Below are 19,327 nucleotides of genomic sequence, written 5' to 3' on the forward strand. Positions count from 1 at the left end.
GGGGGCGGACTTCGATCGGGCGACGACAGGTCGTCCGACGCGCCGCCGTGCCGCGAGCCGACGCGCGCGTCGGATCGCGGAAACGGGATGACGGCACGGCCGTTCGGTCGGCGCGTGACGTCCCTCGGGCGATGGTGGCGAGGGGGTCGACATGGACGACGAACACACGCTTTCCCGAACCGGTTCCCGGGAGCGGATCGAGCCGACCGGGGCCGCCGAGCAGCGCACCGGGGAGCGGGTCGGCGGGTTGTCCTTCGGCCAGGAACGCCTGTGGTTCCTCGACCGCTTCGCACCGGGCGACGCCGCCTGGAACATCCCGTGGTTGTTGCGCCTGTCCGGCCCGCTGGACATCGAGGCGCTGCGTGTCGCCTTCGCGGGCGTCGTCGCCCGACACGACGCGCTGCGCACCCGATTCCCCGACGACGAGGGACGCCCCGTCGCCGTGGTGGCACCGCCCGGCCCGGTCCCGATCGAGATCGTGGACCCGGCCGGGCCGAGTGCCGACGCAGCCGACCGCATCCTCGCCGAGCGGGTCAACGCCGGCTTCGACCTCGCCGCCACACCGCCGCTGCGGGTGACTCTGGTCCGGCTCGACGACCGTGAACACGTGCTGTGCGTGGTGCTCCACCACATCCTGGCCGACGGCTGGTCGCTCAATCTGCTCCGCCGCGAACTGGAACTGCGCTACAGCGCGCACCGCGACGGCGTACGACCCCTCTTCGCCGAACTGCCCTCCTACCTCGACCACGCCGCCCGGCAGCGGGAGCACGACCCGGACACCGAACGGGCCGTCGACTACTGGCGCCGGCAACTCACCGACCTGCCCACGCTCGACCTCCCACTGGACCGCCCGCGCACCGCCGCGCCGTCCTCCGCGACCGCGTTCCACACCCGACGCCTGACCGGCATCGGCCCCGCCCTGGACCACGTCGCGCGAACCCGGCGCTGTACCCCGTTCATGGTCCTGCTCGCCGGCTACCAGGCACTGCTGCATCGGCACGGCGGGCAGCGCGACTTCGCCGTAGGCGCACCGATCGCCGGTCGTGGTGAGGTCGAACACGAGGGCCTGATCGGCTACTTCTCCAACACCCTGGTGTTGCGCGCCGACCTGCGCGGGGAGCCGACCTTCGGCGAACTGCTGCGCCGCACCCGACGGACCGCGCTCGGCGCGTACGGCCACGACCGCATCCCCTTCGAGCGACTGCTCGCCGAACTGCGGGTGGACCGCGATCCGGCGGCGCCCGCCCCTCTGTTCCAGACCCTGCTCACGGTGCACACCCAGGACGCGGACACCGGACCCACCCGCCGCTTCGCCGACCTGGCGGCCCGCGAGGTGGACGGCGGCCACCGCGCGGGCAAGTTCGACCTCTCCCTGGACATCCGACGCGACGGCGACGACCTGGAGGCGGTCTTCGGCTACCGCACCGCGCTGTTCGACGAGGCGACCGCGATCTCCTTGGCCGCCCGCCTGGAAACCCTGCTGCGCGGTGCCCTCGCCGACCCGGACACCCCGGTACACCTGCTGCCGCTGCTGACCGACGCCGACCGGGACCGTCTGCGCATCCGACCCGAACCCGTCGACGAGCCCGCCGAATCGGTCCTGGCGGCCATCGCCGGGGTCCCGGGCGACCGTATCGCCCTGCGCACCCCCGACGGCTCCGTCACCTACCGCGAACTCGCCCTGCGCGCCGACGCCCTGGCCGCCCGACTCCGCAGCGCAGGGGTCGAACCCGGCGCCGTGGTCGGGGTGTTGTGCCCACGCGGCGCAAACGCCGTCGTGGCCATGCTCGCCACCTGGCGCGCGGGCGCCGCGTATCTGCCCTTGGACCCCGAATACCCGTCCACACGCCTGGAGTTCATGCTCGCGGACAGCGAGACCCGAGTGGTGGTCACCGATGCCGCGCTCGCCGAAGGGCTGCCCGCGACGATCACCCCGGTATTCGCCGAGGCGGCGCCGGAGAGCACACCCTTCACTCCCGTCGAACCCACCGCCCAATCCCCCGCGTACCTGATCTACACCTCCGGCTCCACGGGCACCCCCAAGGGTGTCCTGGTCCCGCACGGCGCACTCGCCGCCCGGGTGCGCTGGATGCGCACCGGCTACCGGATCGAGCCGAGCGACCGGGTCCTGCAGACCGCTTCGCTCAGCTTCGACACCCATGTCGAGGAGCTGTATCCGACCCTGGCCGGCGGCGCCACGCTGGTCCTGCCCCCGCCCGACGCCACCCTGCCCGACGTACTCGCCGCCGGCGACGCAACCGACGTCACCGTGCTCGACCTGCCCACCCCCTACTGGCACGAGCTCGTCGAGACCGGCGCCGACACCATCGCCTGGCCGCCCGCGCTGCGCCTGCTCATCCTCGGCGCCGACCAGGTTCGCCCCGGCGCGGTCGCCGCCTGGCGCGCCCGCTTCGGCGACCGGGTCCGCCTGGTCAACTCCTACGGGCCGACCGAGACCACCGTCATCGCCACCACCGCCGACCTCGGCGCCGCCGACGCCACCGCACGCCCGCCGATCGGCACCACGATCGACGCCACGCACACCGTCGTCGCCGACGCGCACGGCAACCCCGTGCCGCCCGGCGTGCCCGGCGAACTGCTGATCGGCGGCGCCGGCGTCGCCCACGGCTACCTCGGCCGCCCCGGCGCCACCGCCGCCGCCTTCCGGCCCGACCCCGACGGCCCGCCCGGCGCCCGCCGCTACCACACCGGGGACCGGGTGCGGCTGCGCGCCGACGGGCGGTTGGAATTCCTCGGCCGGCTCGACGCCCAGGTCAAGGTGCGCGGCTACCGGATCGAGCCGGGCGAGGTGGAGGTCGCGCTCCTGGCCCACCCCGGCGTACTCCAGGCCGCCGTGGTCGCCCGGGACGAGGCACTGGTGGGCTACGTGGTCACCACCGCCGACCTGTCCGTGCCCGAACTGCGCGCCGACCTCGCCGGCCGACTGCCCACGCACCTGTTGCCCGGCGCACTGGTCCGGCTGGACCGGCTCCCCCTGACCCCGAACGGCAAACTCGACCACCGCGCCCTGCCCGCCCCCGACCGACGCGCCGAACAGACCCACGGCTACCTCGCGCCGCGCACCGACGCCGAGGAACTGGTCGCCGAGATCTGGATCGATGTGCTCGGCCTGGACAAGGCCGGCGTGCTCGACGACTTCTTCGAACTCGGCGGCCACTCGCTCCTGGCCACCCGCGTGGTCGCCCGGATAGCCGCCGCCACCGACCTCGTCGTACCGCTGCGCACCCTGTTCACCCACCGCACCCTCGCCGGATTCGCCGCCGCGGTCGAGGAACTTCTGGTCGCCGACCTGGCCGCGCTCGACGACGACACCGCCGAGCAGCTGCTCTCCGCCGAGAGGAACCGTTCGCAGCCATGAGCACCGAGTCCCCCGCGCGCGACACGCCGCTGTCCGCGACCAAACGCGAACTCCTGGAACGCCGGCTGCGCCGCCGCGTGCCGACCGGCCCGGTCATTCCGCGCCGGCCCGAGGGCACCGTGCCGCCGCTGTCCTACGCTCAGGAACGCGTCTGGTTCATGGAGCAGTTCGCGCCCGGCACGGCCGCGTACACCATCCCGGTCGCCCGCCGGCTGCACGGTGCGCTCGACGTCGACGCCCTGGAACGCGCCTTGGCCGACCTCGTCGCCCGCCACGAAACCCTGCGCTCGCGCTACCTCGTGGACGAGGACGGACAGCCCCGCCTGGACATCGCCGCGACCCTGCCGTCGGTGCTCACACGCGTCGAGGCGGCCGACCGGGCCGAGGCGGAGCGACTGGTCAACGCGGGCGCCGCGGCGTCCTTCGACCTGGCCGAGGGACCCCTGATCCGGGCCCTGCTGATCCGCCTGACCGACACCGACCACGTGTTGCTGCTGACCGTGCACCACAGCGTCAGCGACGGATGGTCCAGCGAGATCATGGTCCGCGAGGTACTGGCCGGCTACGCCGCGCACGCCGCCGGCAGCGCGCCGCGACTTCCCGAATTGGCGGTCTCCTATGGCGACTTCGCCATCTGGCAGCGGGAGCGGCTGACCGGCGAGACACTGCTGCGCGAGACCGCGTACTGGCGGACCGAGCTGGCCGGCGTCGAACCACTCGAACTGCCCACACGCGGACCACGCCCGGCCCGACAGACCTTCGCCGGCGCCGGCCACGCCTTCGAGGTCGACCGCGAACTTCTGGACCGGCTCGCCGCGTTGGCCCGCGAGCGCGGCGCCACCCTGTACATGGTGCTGCTCGCCGCCTTCCAACTCATGCTCGCCCGGCACAGCGGGCAGCGCGAGTTCGCGGTCGGCTCGCCGGTGGCCGGTCGCCCGCATCCCGAGGTGGAGAACCTGGTCGGGATGTTCGTCAACGTGGTGGCACTGCGCGCCCGCACCGGGGGCGATCCGACCTTCGCCGAACTGCTCGACCGCACCCGGGAGACCTGCCTGGAGGCTTACGCACACCAGGAGTTGCCGTTCGCCCAGCTGGTCACCGAGCTGAACGTGGCGCGCGACGTGTCCCGGTCGCCGGTGTTCCAGGCGGTGCTCGCGGTGCAGAACTACGCCACGGCGAACGCCCCCGACGCCGGGTCCGGGTTGACCGCCGAGGCGTTCGGCCTCGAGGCCGGCGGCACCCGGTTCGACCTGGAACTGTTCCTGATGGAGTGGCCGGACGGCCTGTACGGCGCCTTCAACTACAACACCGACCTGTTCGACGAGACGACCATCGCCCGCCTGGGCCGGCATCTGGGTCGGCTGCTCGCGGTACTCGCCGACCGGCCCGACGTACCGGTGTCCACCCTCGACGGCCTCGACCCCGACGAACGCGACCTGGTCCTGATTCGCTGGAACGACACCGCCGCGCCGGTCCCGGAACGGTCAACACTGGTCGACCTGATCGCCGACCGCATCGCCCGCACCCCCGACGCCACCGCCGTGGTCCTGGACGAACACACCCTGACCTATCGCGAACTCGACGCCGCCGCCGATCGGGTCGCCCACCGCCTCCGCGCCGAGGGGGTCCGCCCCGGCGACCTGGTCGCGGTCGGCGCGGAACGCTCCCCCGAGCTGGTCGCCGCCCTGCTCGGCGTGCTGCGCACCGGCGCCGGGTACACCCCGCTGGACCCCGAATACCCCGCCGAACGGCTGGCGTTCATGCTGGCCGACTCGGGCGCGCGGGTATTGCTCAGCCACCGGCGACTGCCGATGCCCGCCGACTGCGCGGCCACGGTGATCGCCCTGGACGACCTCGCCGACTGGCCCGACCCGGCACCCGGCACCGACGCTCGCGCCGATGTCGCCGCACCGACACCCGACGACGTCGCGTACATGATCTACACCTCCGGCTCCACCGGCCGGCCCAAGGGTGTGCCCAACACGCACCGCGGCATCGTGAACCGGATCGCGTGGATGCAGGACACCTACCGACTGGGCCCCGACGACGCGGTGTTGCAGAAGACCCCGGCGAGCTTCGACGTGTCGGTCTGGGAGTTCTTCTGGCCGCTGACCGCGGGCGCCCGGCTGGTCCTGGCCCGCCCGGGCGGGCACAAGGACGCCGGATATCTGCGCGACGTGATCGCCGAACAGGGCGTGACAGTGACGCACTTCGTGCCCGCGATGCTGACCGTGTTCCTGGCCGAGGAGGGCGTCGAGCGCTGCACGACGCTGCGCCGAGTGGTTTGCAGCGGCGAGGAGTTGGCTCCGGACAACGCCCGCGCCTTCCGCGAGCGGCTGCCGAATTGTGCGCTGGCGAACCTGTACGGGCCGACCGAGGCGGCCGTGGACGTCACCGCGTGGGAGTGCGCGGGCCCGCTCGCCACCGTGCCGATCGGCGCGCCGATCCACAACACCCGGGTGTACGTGCTCGACGAGGCGATGCGACCCGCGCCGCTCGGCACGCCCGGCGAGCTGTATCTGGGCGGGGTCCAGGTCGCGCTCGGCTACCACCGGCGGCCCGGCCTGACCGGGGAACGTTTCGTCCCGGACCCGTTCGGCGCGCCGGGCGCCCGGCTGTACCGCACCGGCGACCTCGCCCGGTGGCGACCCGACGGCACCCTCGACTTCCTCGGCCGGATCGACGGCCAGGTCAAGCTGCGCGGCCTACGGATCGAACTCGGCGAGATCGAGGCCGCGTTGCGCGCCCGCCCGGAGGTGGACGAGGCCGCGGTGGTAGTCCGCGAGGACACCCCCGGGGACAAGCGCATCACCGCGTACGTGGTGCCCACCGCCGCAGGGCGGGCCGTGGGTGCCGCCGGCAAGGCAAAGAGACCGGGCTCGGGTTCCACCGCCGAGGTCGCCGGCCTCGACCCGAGCACCGGGGCCACGGACTCCGACTCGGGCACGGGAGGCGCGGACCACGACCCGGACACGGTCGTCACGGACCCCGACCCGGATCGCGGCACCGAAGACTTCGACGCCGACGACATCCGGGCCGCGCTCAAACGCACCCTGCCCGACTACATGGTCCCCGCCGCGTTCGTCGCGCTGCCGGCGCTGCCCCTGACCCCCAGCGGCAAGCTCGACCGCAAGGCTTTGCCCGCGCCCGCCGCGCGCCGCTCCAAGGGTGCCGCCGCCGCGCCGCCGACCACCCCGGCGGAGCTGCTGTTCGCCCGGATCTGGTGCGACGTACTCACGCTGCCCGAAGTCGGCGTCGACGACGACTTCTTCGACCTGGGCGGCCACTCCCTGCTGGCCACCCAGGTGGTCGCGCGAGCGCGCAAGCAGCTCCCGGAGATCGGCGGCCGGGCGGTCAGCGTCATGGACGTCTTCACACACAAGACGATCCGCGAGATCGCCGCCCTGTCCACGCTGTCCGAGGCCGAACGCGGCCCGGCGCAGCTGCTGTACCGGCTGAGCAAACCCGTACCGGTGGCGCGGCGCACCCTGTCCCTGGTCTGCGTGCCCTACGGTGGCGGCAGCGCGGTGGTGTACCAACCACTGGCCGACGCGCTGCCGGACACCCACGACCTGTGGTCGGTGGCCATCCCCGGACACGACGTGGGCGTGACCCAGGAGCGGCTGCCCTTCGACGAACTCGCGCGGCGGATCGTCGCCGAGGTCCAGGAACGGGTCGAGGGACCGATCGCGCTCTACGGCCACTGCGGCGTCGGCAGCGCGTTGATCGTCGCCGTGGCGCGGCAACTGGAGTCGGCCGGCCGTGAGTTGGATGCGGTGTACATCGGCGCCCAGTTCCCGTTCGCCCGCCCTCGCGGGCGGGTGTTGTCCACGCTGAGCAAGGTGGCCGCGCTCGAACCGCTGCTCGGCGACCGGGTGTACGCCAACTGGCTGACCTCGATGGGCGCCGACATGGCGGACCTGGACGGCGACCAGATGAAGTTCATCATCGGCAACATGCGACGCGACTCGGTAGCGGCCGAGGAGTACTTCACCGAGGCGCTGTCCGACAACCGCCCCCGGCTGCGTGCGCCGATCGTCTCGGTGATGGGCGACCGGGATCCGGCCGCCGACTTCTACCAGGAACGCTTCCGCGAGTGGCGCACCATCGCCGACCGGGTGGCGCTGGTGATGCTGGACGAGGCGGGCCACTTCTTCCTCAAGCACCGCGCGAACGACCTGGCCGAGGTGATCACGCGCGTACATCCGGCGGTGGCCGCGGGCCGCACCGACGCGCTGCCCACTCGCGAGGCGGACGGCCCGTGGTGGTTCCACGGCACCGCCGGACCACCGGACGACGACCCCGGACCGGACCGCACCGGGTCCGCCGCTTCACGAGGCGGCGAACCCCAGCCCGGCATGGGCCGGTTCCTCCTGGTGGCGTTCAGCCAACTGGTCTCGATCACCGGCTCCGCGCTGACCGAATTCGCGTTGCCGATCTGGATCTACCTCCAGACCGGCTCGATGGGCCGTTTCGCGCTCTACGCGGTGATCGGCATGTTGCCGGGCATCCTGATCGGCCCGCTCGCCGGGGCGATCGTGGACCGGATGGACCGGCGCAGGGTGATGCTGCTCGGCGACCTGACGGCCGGCGGCACCCAGGGGGTGCTGTTGTTGCTCCTGGTCTCGGGGTCGCTGCATCCGTGGCACATCTATGTCCTGTTGGGCGCGCTGTCCGTCGCGCTCACCTTCCAACGCCTGGCCTACGCCTCGGCGGTGCCGCAACTGGTGCCCAAGCAATACCTCGGTCACGCCAACGGCATCGTGCAACTGGCGGGCGGGGTCGCTCAGTTCGTCGTCCCGCTGATCGCGGTGGGGCTGATGGCCGGCATCGGCCTGCGCGGCATCCTGATCCTGGACGTGATCAGCTACACGATCGCGATCACCATCATCGCCTTCGTGAAGTTCCCGCGCACCCTCCCCTGGCGGCGGCGCGAATCGCTCACCGCCGAGATCAAGCACGGGTTCACCTACTCGTGGCGCCATCGCGGCTTCCGGGCCATGCTGCTCTGGTTCGCCGTGCTGAACCTGTTCCTGTCCCCGCTGTTCCTGCTCACCACGCCGCTGGTGTTGTCCTTCGACTCGCTCGGCGGCGCCGCCCGGGTATCCATGGCGGCCGGTGCCGGGGTGATCGTGGGCGGCATCGCGATGGGCTTCTGGGGCGGTCCGCGCCGGCAACGGCTGCGCGGCATGTTGTGGCTGGCCGCCGCCCTGGCCGGGGCGTCCGCGTTCACCGGACTGCACGCGAGCCTGTGGGTGGTCGGGATCGGCGCCTTCGGCATGTCCTGCGCACTGTCCCTGGTCAACGGCGTCTACACGACCATCGTCCAGGTCAAGGTGCCCCAGCGGTTCCACGGCCGGGTATTCGCGCTGAACACCCTGGTCGCCTGGTCCACGCTGCCGATCGGACACGGCATCATCGCGCCGCTCGGCGCCAAGCTGTTCGAGCCGCTGATGACCGACGACGGGCCGCTCGCGAGCTCGATGGGCCGGCTGATCGGACACGGCGAGGGACGCGGCATCGGCCTGCTCTACCTGGTGTTCGGCGCCGCAATGCTCGCCCTCGTGCTGATCGGCCTGCGGCTGCCGGTACTTGCCCACTTCGACCGCGATGTCCCGGACGCTCCCGCCGACGACGAGGTCGGCATCCAGGAACGCGAACGCCGGATCCGGACCCGGGCCGCCGGGTCGGCGCCCGCCCTCGCGGAGGTGTCGAGATGAGCTTCGGAACCCGACCCCGGCCGACACCTGCCGGCCGCCGCGCACCGGAGACCCTGTCCGCGCTGCTCGCGCATCGCGCCGAGATCGAGCCGGAGCAACCCGCGATCCTCAGCGGACGCGAGAAGTTGACGTTCGGTTCCTGGCACTACCGCGCGGACGCGGTGGCCGCCGGGCTCGCCGAGCGCGGCATCGGCGCGGGCGATCGGGTCGCGCTCCTGTACGGCAACGGCGACTGGATCGACTACGCGACCGCCTACCTGGGCGTACAGCGCACCGGCGCGGTCGCGGTGCCGATGTCGGACCGGCTCGCCCCCGCCGAGGTGCGGCACCTGCTCGCGCACAGCGGCGCGGCGGCCGTACTGCACCGCGCCGAGTTGGTCCCGCCGGACGCCGGCACCGGCGCCTGGACCGCGCCGGTCGAGGACATCGAGACCTACCCCGCCGGCGGCCTGCCGACCCCAGCCCCCGGCGACCTCGCGCAGATCCTGTACACCTCCGGAACCACCGGCACCCCCAAGGGTGTTGCCGCGACGCATGCCAACCTGGCGTACGGCTGCACGCTGGACGCGCGCCGCCGCCCGCTCGGCCACTCGGCGCACTTCCTGCACGCGTATCCGGTGGGCACCAACGCCGGGCAGACCATGCTGATCAACGCGCTGGACGCGAAGGCGACCGCCATCGCCGCCCCGCGCTTCACCCCTGGACACTTCGCCCGGCTGATCGAACGGCACGCGGTGGGCAGCGTGTTCGTGGTGCCGGCGATGGCCGTCGAACTGCTCGGCGCGGACCAGGCACACCGCCACGACCTGTCCAGCGTGCGACTGCTCGGCTCCACGGCCGCCGCCCTGCCGCGCCGGGTCGCAGTGGGCCTGGCCCGGCTGTTCCCCCAGGCGCAGATCGTCAACTACTACACCTCCACCGAGGCCGCGCCCGCGCAGACCACGATGTTGTTCGACCCCGAACACCCCGGCTCGCCCGGTCGACCCGCGTCGTTGCGCGACCTGCGGGTGACCGACGACCGCGGGCGGGTGTTGCCGGTCGGGGAGACCGGAGAGGTCTGGCTGCGCACCCCGACCACGCCCCGCTCGTACTACAACGAGAAGGCCGACTCCCGGGTGTTCTCCGGGCGTTGGGTGCGCATGGGCGACCTCGGCTACCTGGACGCCGAGGGTTTCCTGTACCTGGTCGACCGCGAGCGGGACGTGATCAAGTCCGGTGCGTACAAGGTCTCCACGTTGCAGGTCGAGGACGCCCTGCACGAACACCCGGGCGTGCTGGACGCGGCCGCGTTCGGCGTACCGCACCCCGTGCTCGGGATGACCGTCGCGGCCGTCGTGGTGCCCCGGGGCGAACTGACCGCGACCGAGCTGCGGGTGTTCCTGATGGAACGGCTCGCCGCTCACGAACTGCCCGGACACGTGGTGTTCCGGGAATCCCTGCCGCGCAACGAGGGCGGCAAGATCCTCAAGCGCGAGCTGCGCCGGCTCCTGGACGACGAGGTCCGACCATGACTGTGACGAACGATCAGATCCCCTGGAACGATCGTATTCCGCCGAACGATCATCCGACCCCGACGGCCGCGAGCGCCCACGTCGAAGCCGAGCCCGGGGCGGGGCTCGACACGCTGCCCTTCGCGCCGTTGTCCGCTGCCCAGTTGGGCGTGTGGGTGACCGAGCGCACGTTGCCCGCCGAGTCCGCCTACCACCTCTCGGTGCTGCTGCGCTTCGACGGCCCGCTCGACCCGGACGCGCTGGCCCGCGCGTGCGCCGCCACGATCGAGCGGCACCCGATACTGGCCGCGGCGGTCGGCGAGGCGGACGGCACGCCGGGCCTGGTGCCCACCACGCCCGCGCCGATGCGCCGGGTGCCGGCCGACGAGGCGGACCTGGACGCGCTGATCCGGGCCGAACTGGGCCGCCCCTTCGACCTGTACGCCGGTCCGCTCGCCCGCTTCACCCTGTTCTCCCTCGCGCCGGACCGGCACACGCTCCTGGTGACCGCGCACCACGTGATCTTCGACGGCACGTCCAAGGAGATCGTGGTGGCCGCCCTGGCCCGGGCCTACCGCGCGGCCCGCGAGGGCGGGACTCCCGCGACGCCGGCATCGGACGGCCCGGGATCGACCGACGTGTTCCGGGCCGGACCGGCGTCGGCCGATCATCCCGACCCCACCGGCGTCTGGGCCCGGCACCGCGAGGAACCCGGTCGGGCGATCCTGCCGGGGCTGCTGCCCACCACGCGCGCCGGCGGCGAACCGGCGCCGGGCACCACGATCCCGTTCACCCTCGGGCCCGAGACGGTCGACGCACTGCACGAGACGGCCGTACGACTCGGCGTCACCCACTTCGAACTGCTGCTGGCCGCCTGGCACACGCTGCTGTTCCGCTACGGCAACGCGCGGGTGCGCACCGCGCTCGAACTCACCACCCGCACCCCGGTCGAGGCACGCCGGGTCGGGCTCTACGTCAATGAGCTGCCGGTCTCCTCCCGACCGCGCGCGGGACAGGGATTCGGCACGTTCGTCCGGGCACTGCGCGCCGAACTGCGGGCGATCTACGCCTTCCGCGACGTGCCGTACAGCCACACCGTGCGCGGTCTCGGGCCCAGGACCGCGCTGACCGAGCTGACCGTGAGCTATCGGCGGCGCACGCGCGTGGTCGAGCCGGTCTTCCCCGGGGTGGAGACCCGGGTCGAGTGGATCGTGTTGCCGCCGACCGCGCGCAACACCGCGCATCTGCAACTGGTCGAGGGCCGGGACCGGATCGACGGCGCGCTGCACGTACCGACGGACGGCTTCGTCCCGGAGGTGGCCGCGCGTATCCCGGGCCACTTCGCCACCCTGCTGAACACCGCGCTGGCCGACCCCGAACTGCCGCTCGGCGACCTGCCGTTGTTGTCCGAGCAGGAACTGGTCAGGGTCCTGCACACCGACAACGCCACCGACACGCCGTATCCGGCCGAGGAAACCGTGGTCGAGTTGTTCGCTGCGCGCGCCGCGGCCGCACCCGACACGGTCGCCGTCGTGTGCTCGGGCCGGTTCCTGACCTACCGCCAGGTGGCCTCGGCCGCCTACGTATTCGCCGAACGCCTGCACCGGGCCGGGATCGGCGCGGGCGACCTGGTGGCGATCGAACTGTCGCGCACCGGCGAACAGGTCGCCGCCGTCCTCGGCGTGCTCGCCGCGGGGGCCGCGTATCTGCCGCTCGACCCGGGTTATCCGGCCGAACGGCTGGCGTTCATCCGGTCGGACGCGCGCATCGCGGCGATCGTGCGGGACGAGGATGCGCAGGGCGGTGAACCGGGCGTCCCCGGCGCGGACTTCACGCCCGACCACGTTCCGGACGTGTCCGGGGAGTCGGCCCGGCTCCACCTCCTCGCCCCCGCCGAACCGCCGATCCCCGATGCCCCCGCCGCACCGGCCCGGCTCCGCCTCGTCACCCCCGTCGAACCGCTCGTCCTGGCCGCCCCCGACCTGAACGGGCCCGACCTGTTCGGAACCGAGCCCGGACGGGTCCGGCCGCCCACCCGGCCCGCGCCGAGCGATCCGGCGTACGTGATCTACACGTCCGGCTCGACCGGTCGGCCCAAGGGCGTCCAGGTACCGCACCACGCGCTGGCCAATCTGCTCGCGAGCATGCGCGACCGGCTCGGCGCCGGGCCCGGCGACCGCTGGCTCGGGTTGACCTCGCTGTCCTTCGACATCTCCACGGTCGAACTCCTGCTGCCGCTGACCACCGGCGCCCGGGTGGTGCTGGTGCCCGACGACCGGCACCGGGACGGACCGGCGCAACTGGCCCTGCTGGAGCGGCACGCCGTCTCGCACGTCCAGGCCACCCCGAGCGGCTGGCGGGTGCTGCTCGCGGCCGGCCTGCACCGTCCGGGGCTGACCGCGATCACCGGCGGCGAGGCGCTGCCGGCCCCGCTGGCCGCCGAACTGCGCGACGCGGTGGGCCGGTTGGTCAACGTGTACGGGCCCACCGAGACCACGGTGTGGTCCACCTACGCCGAGGTCGACTCCGAGGCCGCGCCCGGAATCGGCCGGCCCCTGGCCAACACCCGCGCGTACGTACTCGACGGCCGGCTGCATCCGGTCCCCGAGGGCCTGGTGGGCGAGTTGTTCCTGGGCGGGGACGGCGTCGCACACGGCTACCTGGGCCGCCCGGGGCTGACCGCCGAGCGTTTCGTGGCCGACCCGTTCGGGCCGCCCGGCGCCCGCCTGTACCGCACCGGCGATCTGGTCCGGCACGCGCCCGGCGGCGGCCTCGACTACGTCGGGCGTACCGACGCGCAGGTCAAACTGCGCGGACACCGGATCGAACTCGGCGAGATCGAGAGCCGGCTCGCCGCACACCCCGGCATCGCCCAAGCGGCGATCCGACTGCTCGACCCGGACGGCGAACACGCCCGCCTGATCGGCTATGTGGTTCCCGAGCCCGGACAACCCCCCATTGCCCCGGACGAGTTGCGTGCCTTCCTCGCCCGCACCCTGCCGAGTGCCATGGTGCCTGCCGGCTTCCTGGTCCTGGACGCCTTCCCGCTGACCCCCAACGGCAAGCTGGACCGGGCCCGCCTGCCCGAACCGGCACCCACCCGGCCCGAACCGGGCCAGTCCGCCGACCCGTCCGGTGCCGCCGGCGGCCCGGCCGACGAACTCACCGAGACCGTGCGGGCCATCTGGGCCGAGGTGTTGCGCCTGGACGACATCGGCGTGGACGAGGACCTGTTCGACCTCGGCGGCCACTCGCTCACCATCACCCAGATCGCCGCCCGGATCCGCAAACGCCTCGGCGTCGAGGTCCCGCTCGACGTCTTCTTCGACACACCCACCGTCGGCGGCGTGACCGACGCCGTCCGCGACCTCCAGGAGCCGTGATGCGCAACGATCCCGAAACCACCGACCCCGAGACCGACCAGGAGACCTACCGCGTGGTTGTCAACGACGAGGAACAACACTCGTTGTGGCCGCTGCGCACCGACCCGCCCGCCGGCTGGGTGCCCACCGGATTCGTCGGCACCCGCGAGGAGTGCACCGCGCACATCGACCGGGTCTGGCCGGACATCCGGCCGCTGAGCCTGCGTCGGCGACTGGCGGGGGACGCGGCATGAGGGCGGACCCGCTGCGCGAACGGGTGGCCACGCTGATCGCCGACGTGAGCGGCGGCGAGGTGAGCGCGCACGAGGTGTTGGAATCGACCGGCTCGCTGACCGCGTCCGGGGTGAGTTCGCTGACCTTCCTGCGCCTGATCGACGCCCTGGAGGGCGAGTTCGACGTGTTCTTCGACCTGGACGCCGACCTGGACTTCGTCGAGGACCTGGACTCGCTGGTGGCGCACCTGACCCGGCAAGGCGTGGCGGTGGGCGATGGTTGAGGACGAGTCGGCGAGAGCCCGGGTCGCGGCCGAGGCGCCGGTCGCGGCCCCCTACGAGGTGCCGGCGCCCTTCGCGGTCTCCGCCGACGACCCGGTCCGAGCGCCGCTGACGTGGGGTCAGCGGGCCATCTGGCAGGCCATCCGGCGCACCGCGCCCAGCGACCACTACTTCAACATGACCCGCGTATTGCCGATCGCCGACCGCGGCCGGCCGGTGGACGTGACCCGGGCGAGCGCCGCGCTCGGCCGGCTGATGGAGCGTCACGACGCGTTGCGCACCCGTCTCGTGCGCACCGACGGCGAGCCCCGGCAGGCCCGCCACTCGGTGGGCACGCTGCCGGTGGAGGTGTTCGAGGCGGCGTTGATCGAGGACGCGGACACGGTCGCGGCGGCGGTGGCCGAACGCCTCGGCGCCACCCGCTTCGACTACTTCGACGCCTGGCCGATCCGGGTCGGCCTGGTGGTGCACGGCGGCCGGGTCCGCTACATCGCGCTGGCCCTGTGTCACGTGGCCACGGACGGGCACGGCGTCGAAGTCCTGGTCCGTGACCTGCGGTTGCTGATCCGGCGCGGGTCGGCGGGCGGCCCGGCGGCGGGTGGGCCGCTGGACCTGGCCCACGAGCAGTCCACGACCACGGGCCTGCGCCGGGGCGAATCGGCGCTCGCGCACTGGGAGACGCACTATCGGCGGATCGCGCCGACGGTGTTCGCCGACGTGATCGCCGAACCGGCGGCGCCGCGTTTTCGCACCGTGCGCCTGGTCTCCCCGGCGCTGGCCCGGGCCGCCGACGCGGTCGCGCTGCGCCATCGGGTCAGCCCGTCGGCGGTGTTGCTCGCGGGCGCGGCCGTATTGGCGGCGCGCGCGGGCGGGCGGGACACCGCGGTGATGTTGCCGATCGTCGCCAACCGTTTCCGGGCGGACAGCCGCGATCTGGTCACCACGCTCTCCCAGGAAGGGCTGTTCGTGCTCGACCTGGACCTCGCCGCGCGCTTCACCGACCTGCTGCCCGCCGCGTGGCAGGCGTCGCTGCGCGCGTATCGCAGCGCGGGCTACGACCCCGACCGGTGGAACGCGCTGATGTCCAGGATCACAGCCGAACGCGGCACGCCCATCCGGCCGTTCTGCTGCTTCAACGACATGCGCCTGGTGGACCGGCCGCCGGAGCCGGGGCCCGAGCCGACCGCCGCCGAACTGGACGTGGCGCGCACGCGCAGTCGGGTGGAACCGGCGGGCGGACACGAGTTCATCGCCTGCCGGTACTGCATGCACGTGGTCGCCGAGGGCGACGCGCTGGTGGTCAGCGTCACCGGCGACACCGCCTATCTGCCCGTACACGCGCTGGAGGCGCATCTGGTCGCGCTGGAGGATCTGCTGGTACGCGCCGCCGCCGGGCGGGAGGTGCCGATCGGCGCGCTGACCGGCTTCGCGGAGCGGGTGGCGGAGCCGGTCGCATGAGCGTCCTGGCGTATGCCGGTGCCACGTCCGTCGCGGCGGGTGACCGGCTGCGCTTCCACTTGGCCTCGACCGACGACGGCCCGGTGCGCGGCGAGGTCACGATCGTCGACGCGACCACCGACCACGTCCTGGCCCGGGCCCGAGTGAGTGGCGAACACTGGGAGTTGGCCGTCCCACCGGACTGGCCCAGCTCGCTGTACCGGGCCGTGTTCGACGACGGCACCCCGCTCGCCGGGGACGAACCCCTCGACCACGAGGTCTGGTTCGTGGTCCGCTCGGCGCAGCCCGGGGTGGCCGCGCCGATCCTGGTGTCGGTGCCGTTCGCCACCTGGCAGGCGTACAACCGCTCCGGTGTGCCCGGGCGGGGGCTGTACTACGCCGAACAGCCGGACCGGGCCGCCCGGGTCACGTTCGACCGACCCGGTGGCGGGCCCCCGCCGGAGCGCTGGGAGGAGGGCCTGCTGCGTTGGTTGCGGGCCACCGGCCGGCCGGTCGAGTTCTGCTCCGGCCTGGATCTGCACGGCGGGACCGAACTCCTGTCGCACTACCGGCTGTTGGTGATCAACGGGCACGACGAGTACTGGTCGCGGGAACAGCGCGACACCGTCGAGGGATTCGTGCGGCGCGGCGGCAACCTGGCCATCTTCGCCGGGAACACCGCGTGGTGGCAGATGCGCCTGGAGGACGACGGCCGCACCATGGTCTGCCATCGGGACGCGATCGCCGACCCGATGGCGGCGATCGATCCCGAGCGGGTCACCGTGGAGTGGTCCAGCGCTCCGGTGCACCGGCCGGAGAACACGATGACCGGGCTCAGTTTCCGGCGGGGCGCGGGTGCGTGGGGCGAGGGGATGAAGGTGATCCGCGAGGAGGCGTACATCGCCCGGTTCACCGACCACTGGGTGTTCACCGGCACCGGTCTCGCGGACGGCGACAAGTTCGCCCAGGGCGCGCTCGGCTACGAGACGGACGCGGCCGAGCTGGACTGGAGCACGGGTGTCCCCCGCGCCACCGGCCGCGACGGCACCCCGCCGTCGTTCGTCGTGCTCGCCACCGCCGATCTGCGGCACTGGGCGCGCTACGGGCAGGGCGGCGACGCGGTGATGGGCACGTTCCGGCTCGGCGCGGGCACGGTGTTCAACGCGGGCACCATCAACTGGGGCAGTGCGCTGGCCGATCCGGTGGTCGACCGGGTCACCCGCAACGTGCTGGACCGGCTCGGCGCCGCCACACAGCCGCAGTGGGAGGTGATCGGCCCCGCCGCCGACATCCGCGCACTCACCGCCTGCGAGGACGTGCTGTTCGCGGTGGACGTCGAGGGGGCGCTGCTCTGCCGCGACACCGGCGGGCAGAACCTGCCCTGGCGGGCGATCGGCGCCGCGCCGGCGGTGCGTGCCCTGGCCGCGGCGCGGGAGGCGGCCGGTGCGCTGCCGCTGGAGGTGTACGCGGTAGGCGCCGACGATCGGCTGCTGCGCCGGCGGCCGGTGACTCGGCCCGCGCCGTGGACCCCGGTCGCCCGACTGCCCGAGGGCACCCTCGCGCTGGCGCTGTGCGACGGCGGCGTCTTCGTGGTGGACGCCGCGGACACACTGCACCACGTGTACGCGACCGAGCTGCCCGCCGACCCCGAGGCCCCGGCGCCCTGGCGCGTACTCGGCCCGGCGGGTGGCGTGATCGCCCTCGCCGCGATGAACGGCCGGCTGTACGCCGCCGACGGCACCGGCCGGCTGCGCACCCGGCTGCCGATCGTGGGGCCGGCCGCGTTCGTCCCGCTGCCCGGCGAATCGGCCCCGTCCGACACCTGCCGCACGCTCACCGGCCACGCCGGGAGCCTGATCGTCACCGCACCGGGTTGCCGGATCCGCCGCCGCTCGGCGGTACCGCCGCCGACGAGGGGTTGAGCGCGCGCCTACCCGCCGAGATCGACCCAGTGGTTGTCGTGGCGGAGGAAGAACCGGGCGCGTTCCTTGTCGGTGAGGTGTTCCAGCTCGGGGATGCCCTCGAAGTAGGCCTCCCGGGGCGCCCCGGGGGCGAACTGGAGCAGCATCGAGGCCGGCTCGCCGGATTCGTTCCGGAACGCGTGCAGACCGCCGACCGGGACGTACAGGAAGTCCCCGGCCCTGGCGTCGCGCCAGTCCCGGCCGTCGAACAACCGGATCGTGCCGGAGAGCACGAAGAACGACTCGGAGATGGTCCGGTGGAAGTGGGTGCCGGGCCCGCTGGGCACCGCGTGCATGTCGACCCGGTACAGGCCGTACTCGCCGTCGGTGGAGTCGGTGGTGGCCAGGTAGTGGTAGGTCGCACCGGCGGTGATCAGCTCGGGCGGATGCTCGGCGGGGCGGAACCGGGCGTTGACCTCGCCGGAGTCGCCGCGGTAACGGGTCCCGGGGTAGCCGAGGCTCTGCGGATCGTCGGGGACGTCGGGGAAGGACATCGCGGGCTCCTCGTCGGACGTGAGGCAGGGTCGTATCGCGTGTGGTGGTGACGCATGCGGGTGGATCGGGGCGGGAATCGTCGGGGATCGATCGAGGGATCGCTCCCGGACCGATGAGTTTCCGGTGGACGCGCAGTCGAAGCATGTGTCGGCTCGAAAACCACGGGACCACCACGGCGACACCGCAACGAAGGGCAGCGCCATGAAGATCACCCTCACCACCTTCCTCACCATCGACGGGGTCTACCAGGCCCCGGGCGGCCCGGAGGAGGATCCCGGAGGCGGCTTCGAACACGGCGGCTGGTCGGCGCCGTACGGGGACGACGACTTCGGCCGGTTCATGGTCGGGGTGATCGGCCGTGCGGAGGCGTTCCTGCTCGGGCGGCGGACGTACGACATCTTCGCGTCCTACTGGCCCGCGATCACCGACCCGGCCGACCCGATCGCCGGGCCGTTGAACACGCTGCCCAAGTACGTGCCCACCAACACCCTCACGTCGGCCGATTGGCACAACACCCGGCTGCTGCACGGCGACCTGGCGGAGGAGGTCGGCGCGCTCCGGAAGCAGGACGGCGGCGAACTCCAGATCCACGGCAGCGGCGCGCTTGCCGGGGCGCTGCTGCGGCTCGGCCTGATCGACACGATGCACCTGCTGACGTTCCCGGTCGCGCTCGGCACGGGCAAGCGCCTGTTCGAGCCGGGTGTAGTGCCGACCGCGTTCGCGCTCACCGGCTCGGAGGTCACCGGGAAGGGCGTGGTGATCACGTCCTACGAGCGCCGGGGCGCACCCACGTACGGCAGCTACGAGCGTCCGGAGCAGGGGTAGGGCCACGGGCCCGAGCGGGGGTGGCCGCAGGTCCGGGAGCGCGGCGGAGAGCCCGGGAGCGCACATACCGACGGCGCGTCCGACACCCACGGGGGGGGGGGGGCCCGCCGGCGGGGGGTGGGGGGGGGGGGCGACCCGCCGGT

10 protein-coding genes are annotated in these 19,327 nt (G+C 73.1%); 9 read left to right on the forward strand and 1 reads right to left on the reverse strand.

Annotation, left to right across the window (positions count from 1 at the left end; translation table 11 throughout):
* The first annotated feature begins 151 nt into the window (after window positions 1-151).
* Genes ACWGR4_RS25505 through ACWGR4_RS25540 form a run of 8 tightly spaced genes read left to right on the forward strand, consistent with a single transcriptional unit; the run spans window position 152 to window position 17,825 of the window.
* On the forward strand, window positions 152-3,379 hold the full coding sequence (locus tag ACWGR4_RS25505) for an amino acid adenylation domain-containing protein (RefSeq protein ID WP_452132621.1): 3,228 nt from the start codon (window positions 152-154) through the stop codon (window positions 3,377-3,379).
* Window positions 3,376-9,099 (forward strand): amino acid adenylation domain-containing protein, encoded by a 5,724-nt coding sequence (locus tag ACWGR4_RS25510; protein ID WP_452132620.1) that lies wholly within the window; start codon window positions 3,376-3,378, stop codon window positions 9,097-9,099. The genes ACWGR4_RS25505 and ACWGR4_RS25510 overlap by 4 nt, the downstream gene beginning before the upstream one ends.
* Window positions 9,096-10,610: a class I adenylate-forming enzyme family protein gene (locus tag ACWGR4_RS25515; RefSeq protein ID WP_452132619.1), complete on the forward strand. Its 1,515-nt coding sequence runs from the start codon at window positions 9,096-9,098 to the stop codon at window positions 10,608-10,610. The genes ACWGR4_RS25510 and ACWGR4_RS25515 overlap by 4 nt, the downstream gene beginning before the upstream one ends.
* The gene (locus ACWGR4_RS25520) at window positions 10,607-13,972 is read left to right on the forward strand and encodes a non-ribosomal peptide synthetase (protein ID WP_452132618.1); all 3,366 of its coding nucleotides are present in this window, start codon (window positions 10,607-10,609) and stop codon (window positions 13,970-13,972) included. The genes ACWGR4_RS25515 and ACWGR4_RS25520 overlap by 4 nt, the downstream gene beginning before the upstream one ends.
* Entirely contained in the window at window positions 13,972-14,205 is a 234-nt protein-coding gene (locus tag ACWGR4_RS25525) for an MbtH family protein (RefSeq protein WP_380014546.1), read from the forward strand. The genes ACWGR4_RS25520 and ACWGR4_RS25525 overlap by 1 nt, the downstream gene beginning before the upstream one ends.
* Window positions 14,202-14,468, forward strand: coding sequence for an acyl carrier protein (locus ACWGR4_RS25530; protein WP_380014549.1), 267 nt, complete (start codon window positions 14,202-14,204; stop codon window positions 14,466-14,468). The genes ACWGR4_RS25525 and ACWGR4_RS25530 overlap by 4 nt, the downstream gene beginning before the upstream one ends.
* Window positions 14,461-15,924 carry a condensation domain-containing protein gene (locus ACWGR4_RS25535; protein ID WP_452132617.1) on the forward strand — a complete coding sequence of 488 codons (1,464 nt, stop codon included), beginning with the start codon at window positions 14,461-14,463 and terminating at the stop codon, window positions 15,922-15,924. The genes ACWGR4_RS25530 and ACWGR4_RS25535 overlap by 8 nt, the downstream gene beginning before the upstream one ends.
* A complete protein-coding gene (locus tag ACWGR4_RS25540; protein WP_380014555.1) occupies window positions 15,921-17,825 on the forward strand; it encodes a N,N-dimethylformamidase beta subunit family domain-containing protein in 1,905 nt (634 codons plus the stop codon). Before ACWGR4_RS25535 ends, ACWGR4_RS25540 begins: the two co-directional genes overlap by 4 nt.
* A gap of 8 nt (window positions 17,826-17,833) precedes the next feature.
* On the opposite strand, the gene ACWGR4_RS25545 is transcribed toward ACWGR4_RS25540, so the two are convergent.
* Window positions 17,834-18,358 (reverse strand): cupin domain-containing protein, encoded by a 525-nt coding sequence (locus ACWGR4_RS25545; RefSeq protein ID WP_078979929.1) that lies wholly within the window; start codon window positions 18,356-18,358, stop codon window positions 17,834-17,836.
* Window positions 18,359-18,560: 202 nt separating this feature from the next.
* Here ACWGR4_RS25545 and ACWGR4_RS25550 point away from each other — a divergent pair, with 202 nt between their 5' ends.
* Window positions 18,561-19,184 carry a dihydrofolate reductase family protein gene (locus ACWGR4_RS25550; protein WP_452132616.1) on the forward strand — a complete coding sequence of 208 codons (624 nt, stop codon included), beginning with the start codon at window positions 18,561-18,563 and terminating at the stop codon, window positions 19,182-19,184.
* The last annotated feature ends 143 nt before the right edge of the window (window positions 19,185-19,327 follow it).

The organism is Embleya sp. NPDC055664, assembly GCF_053618075.1.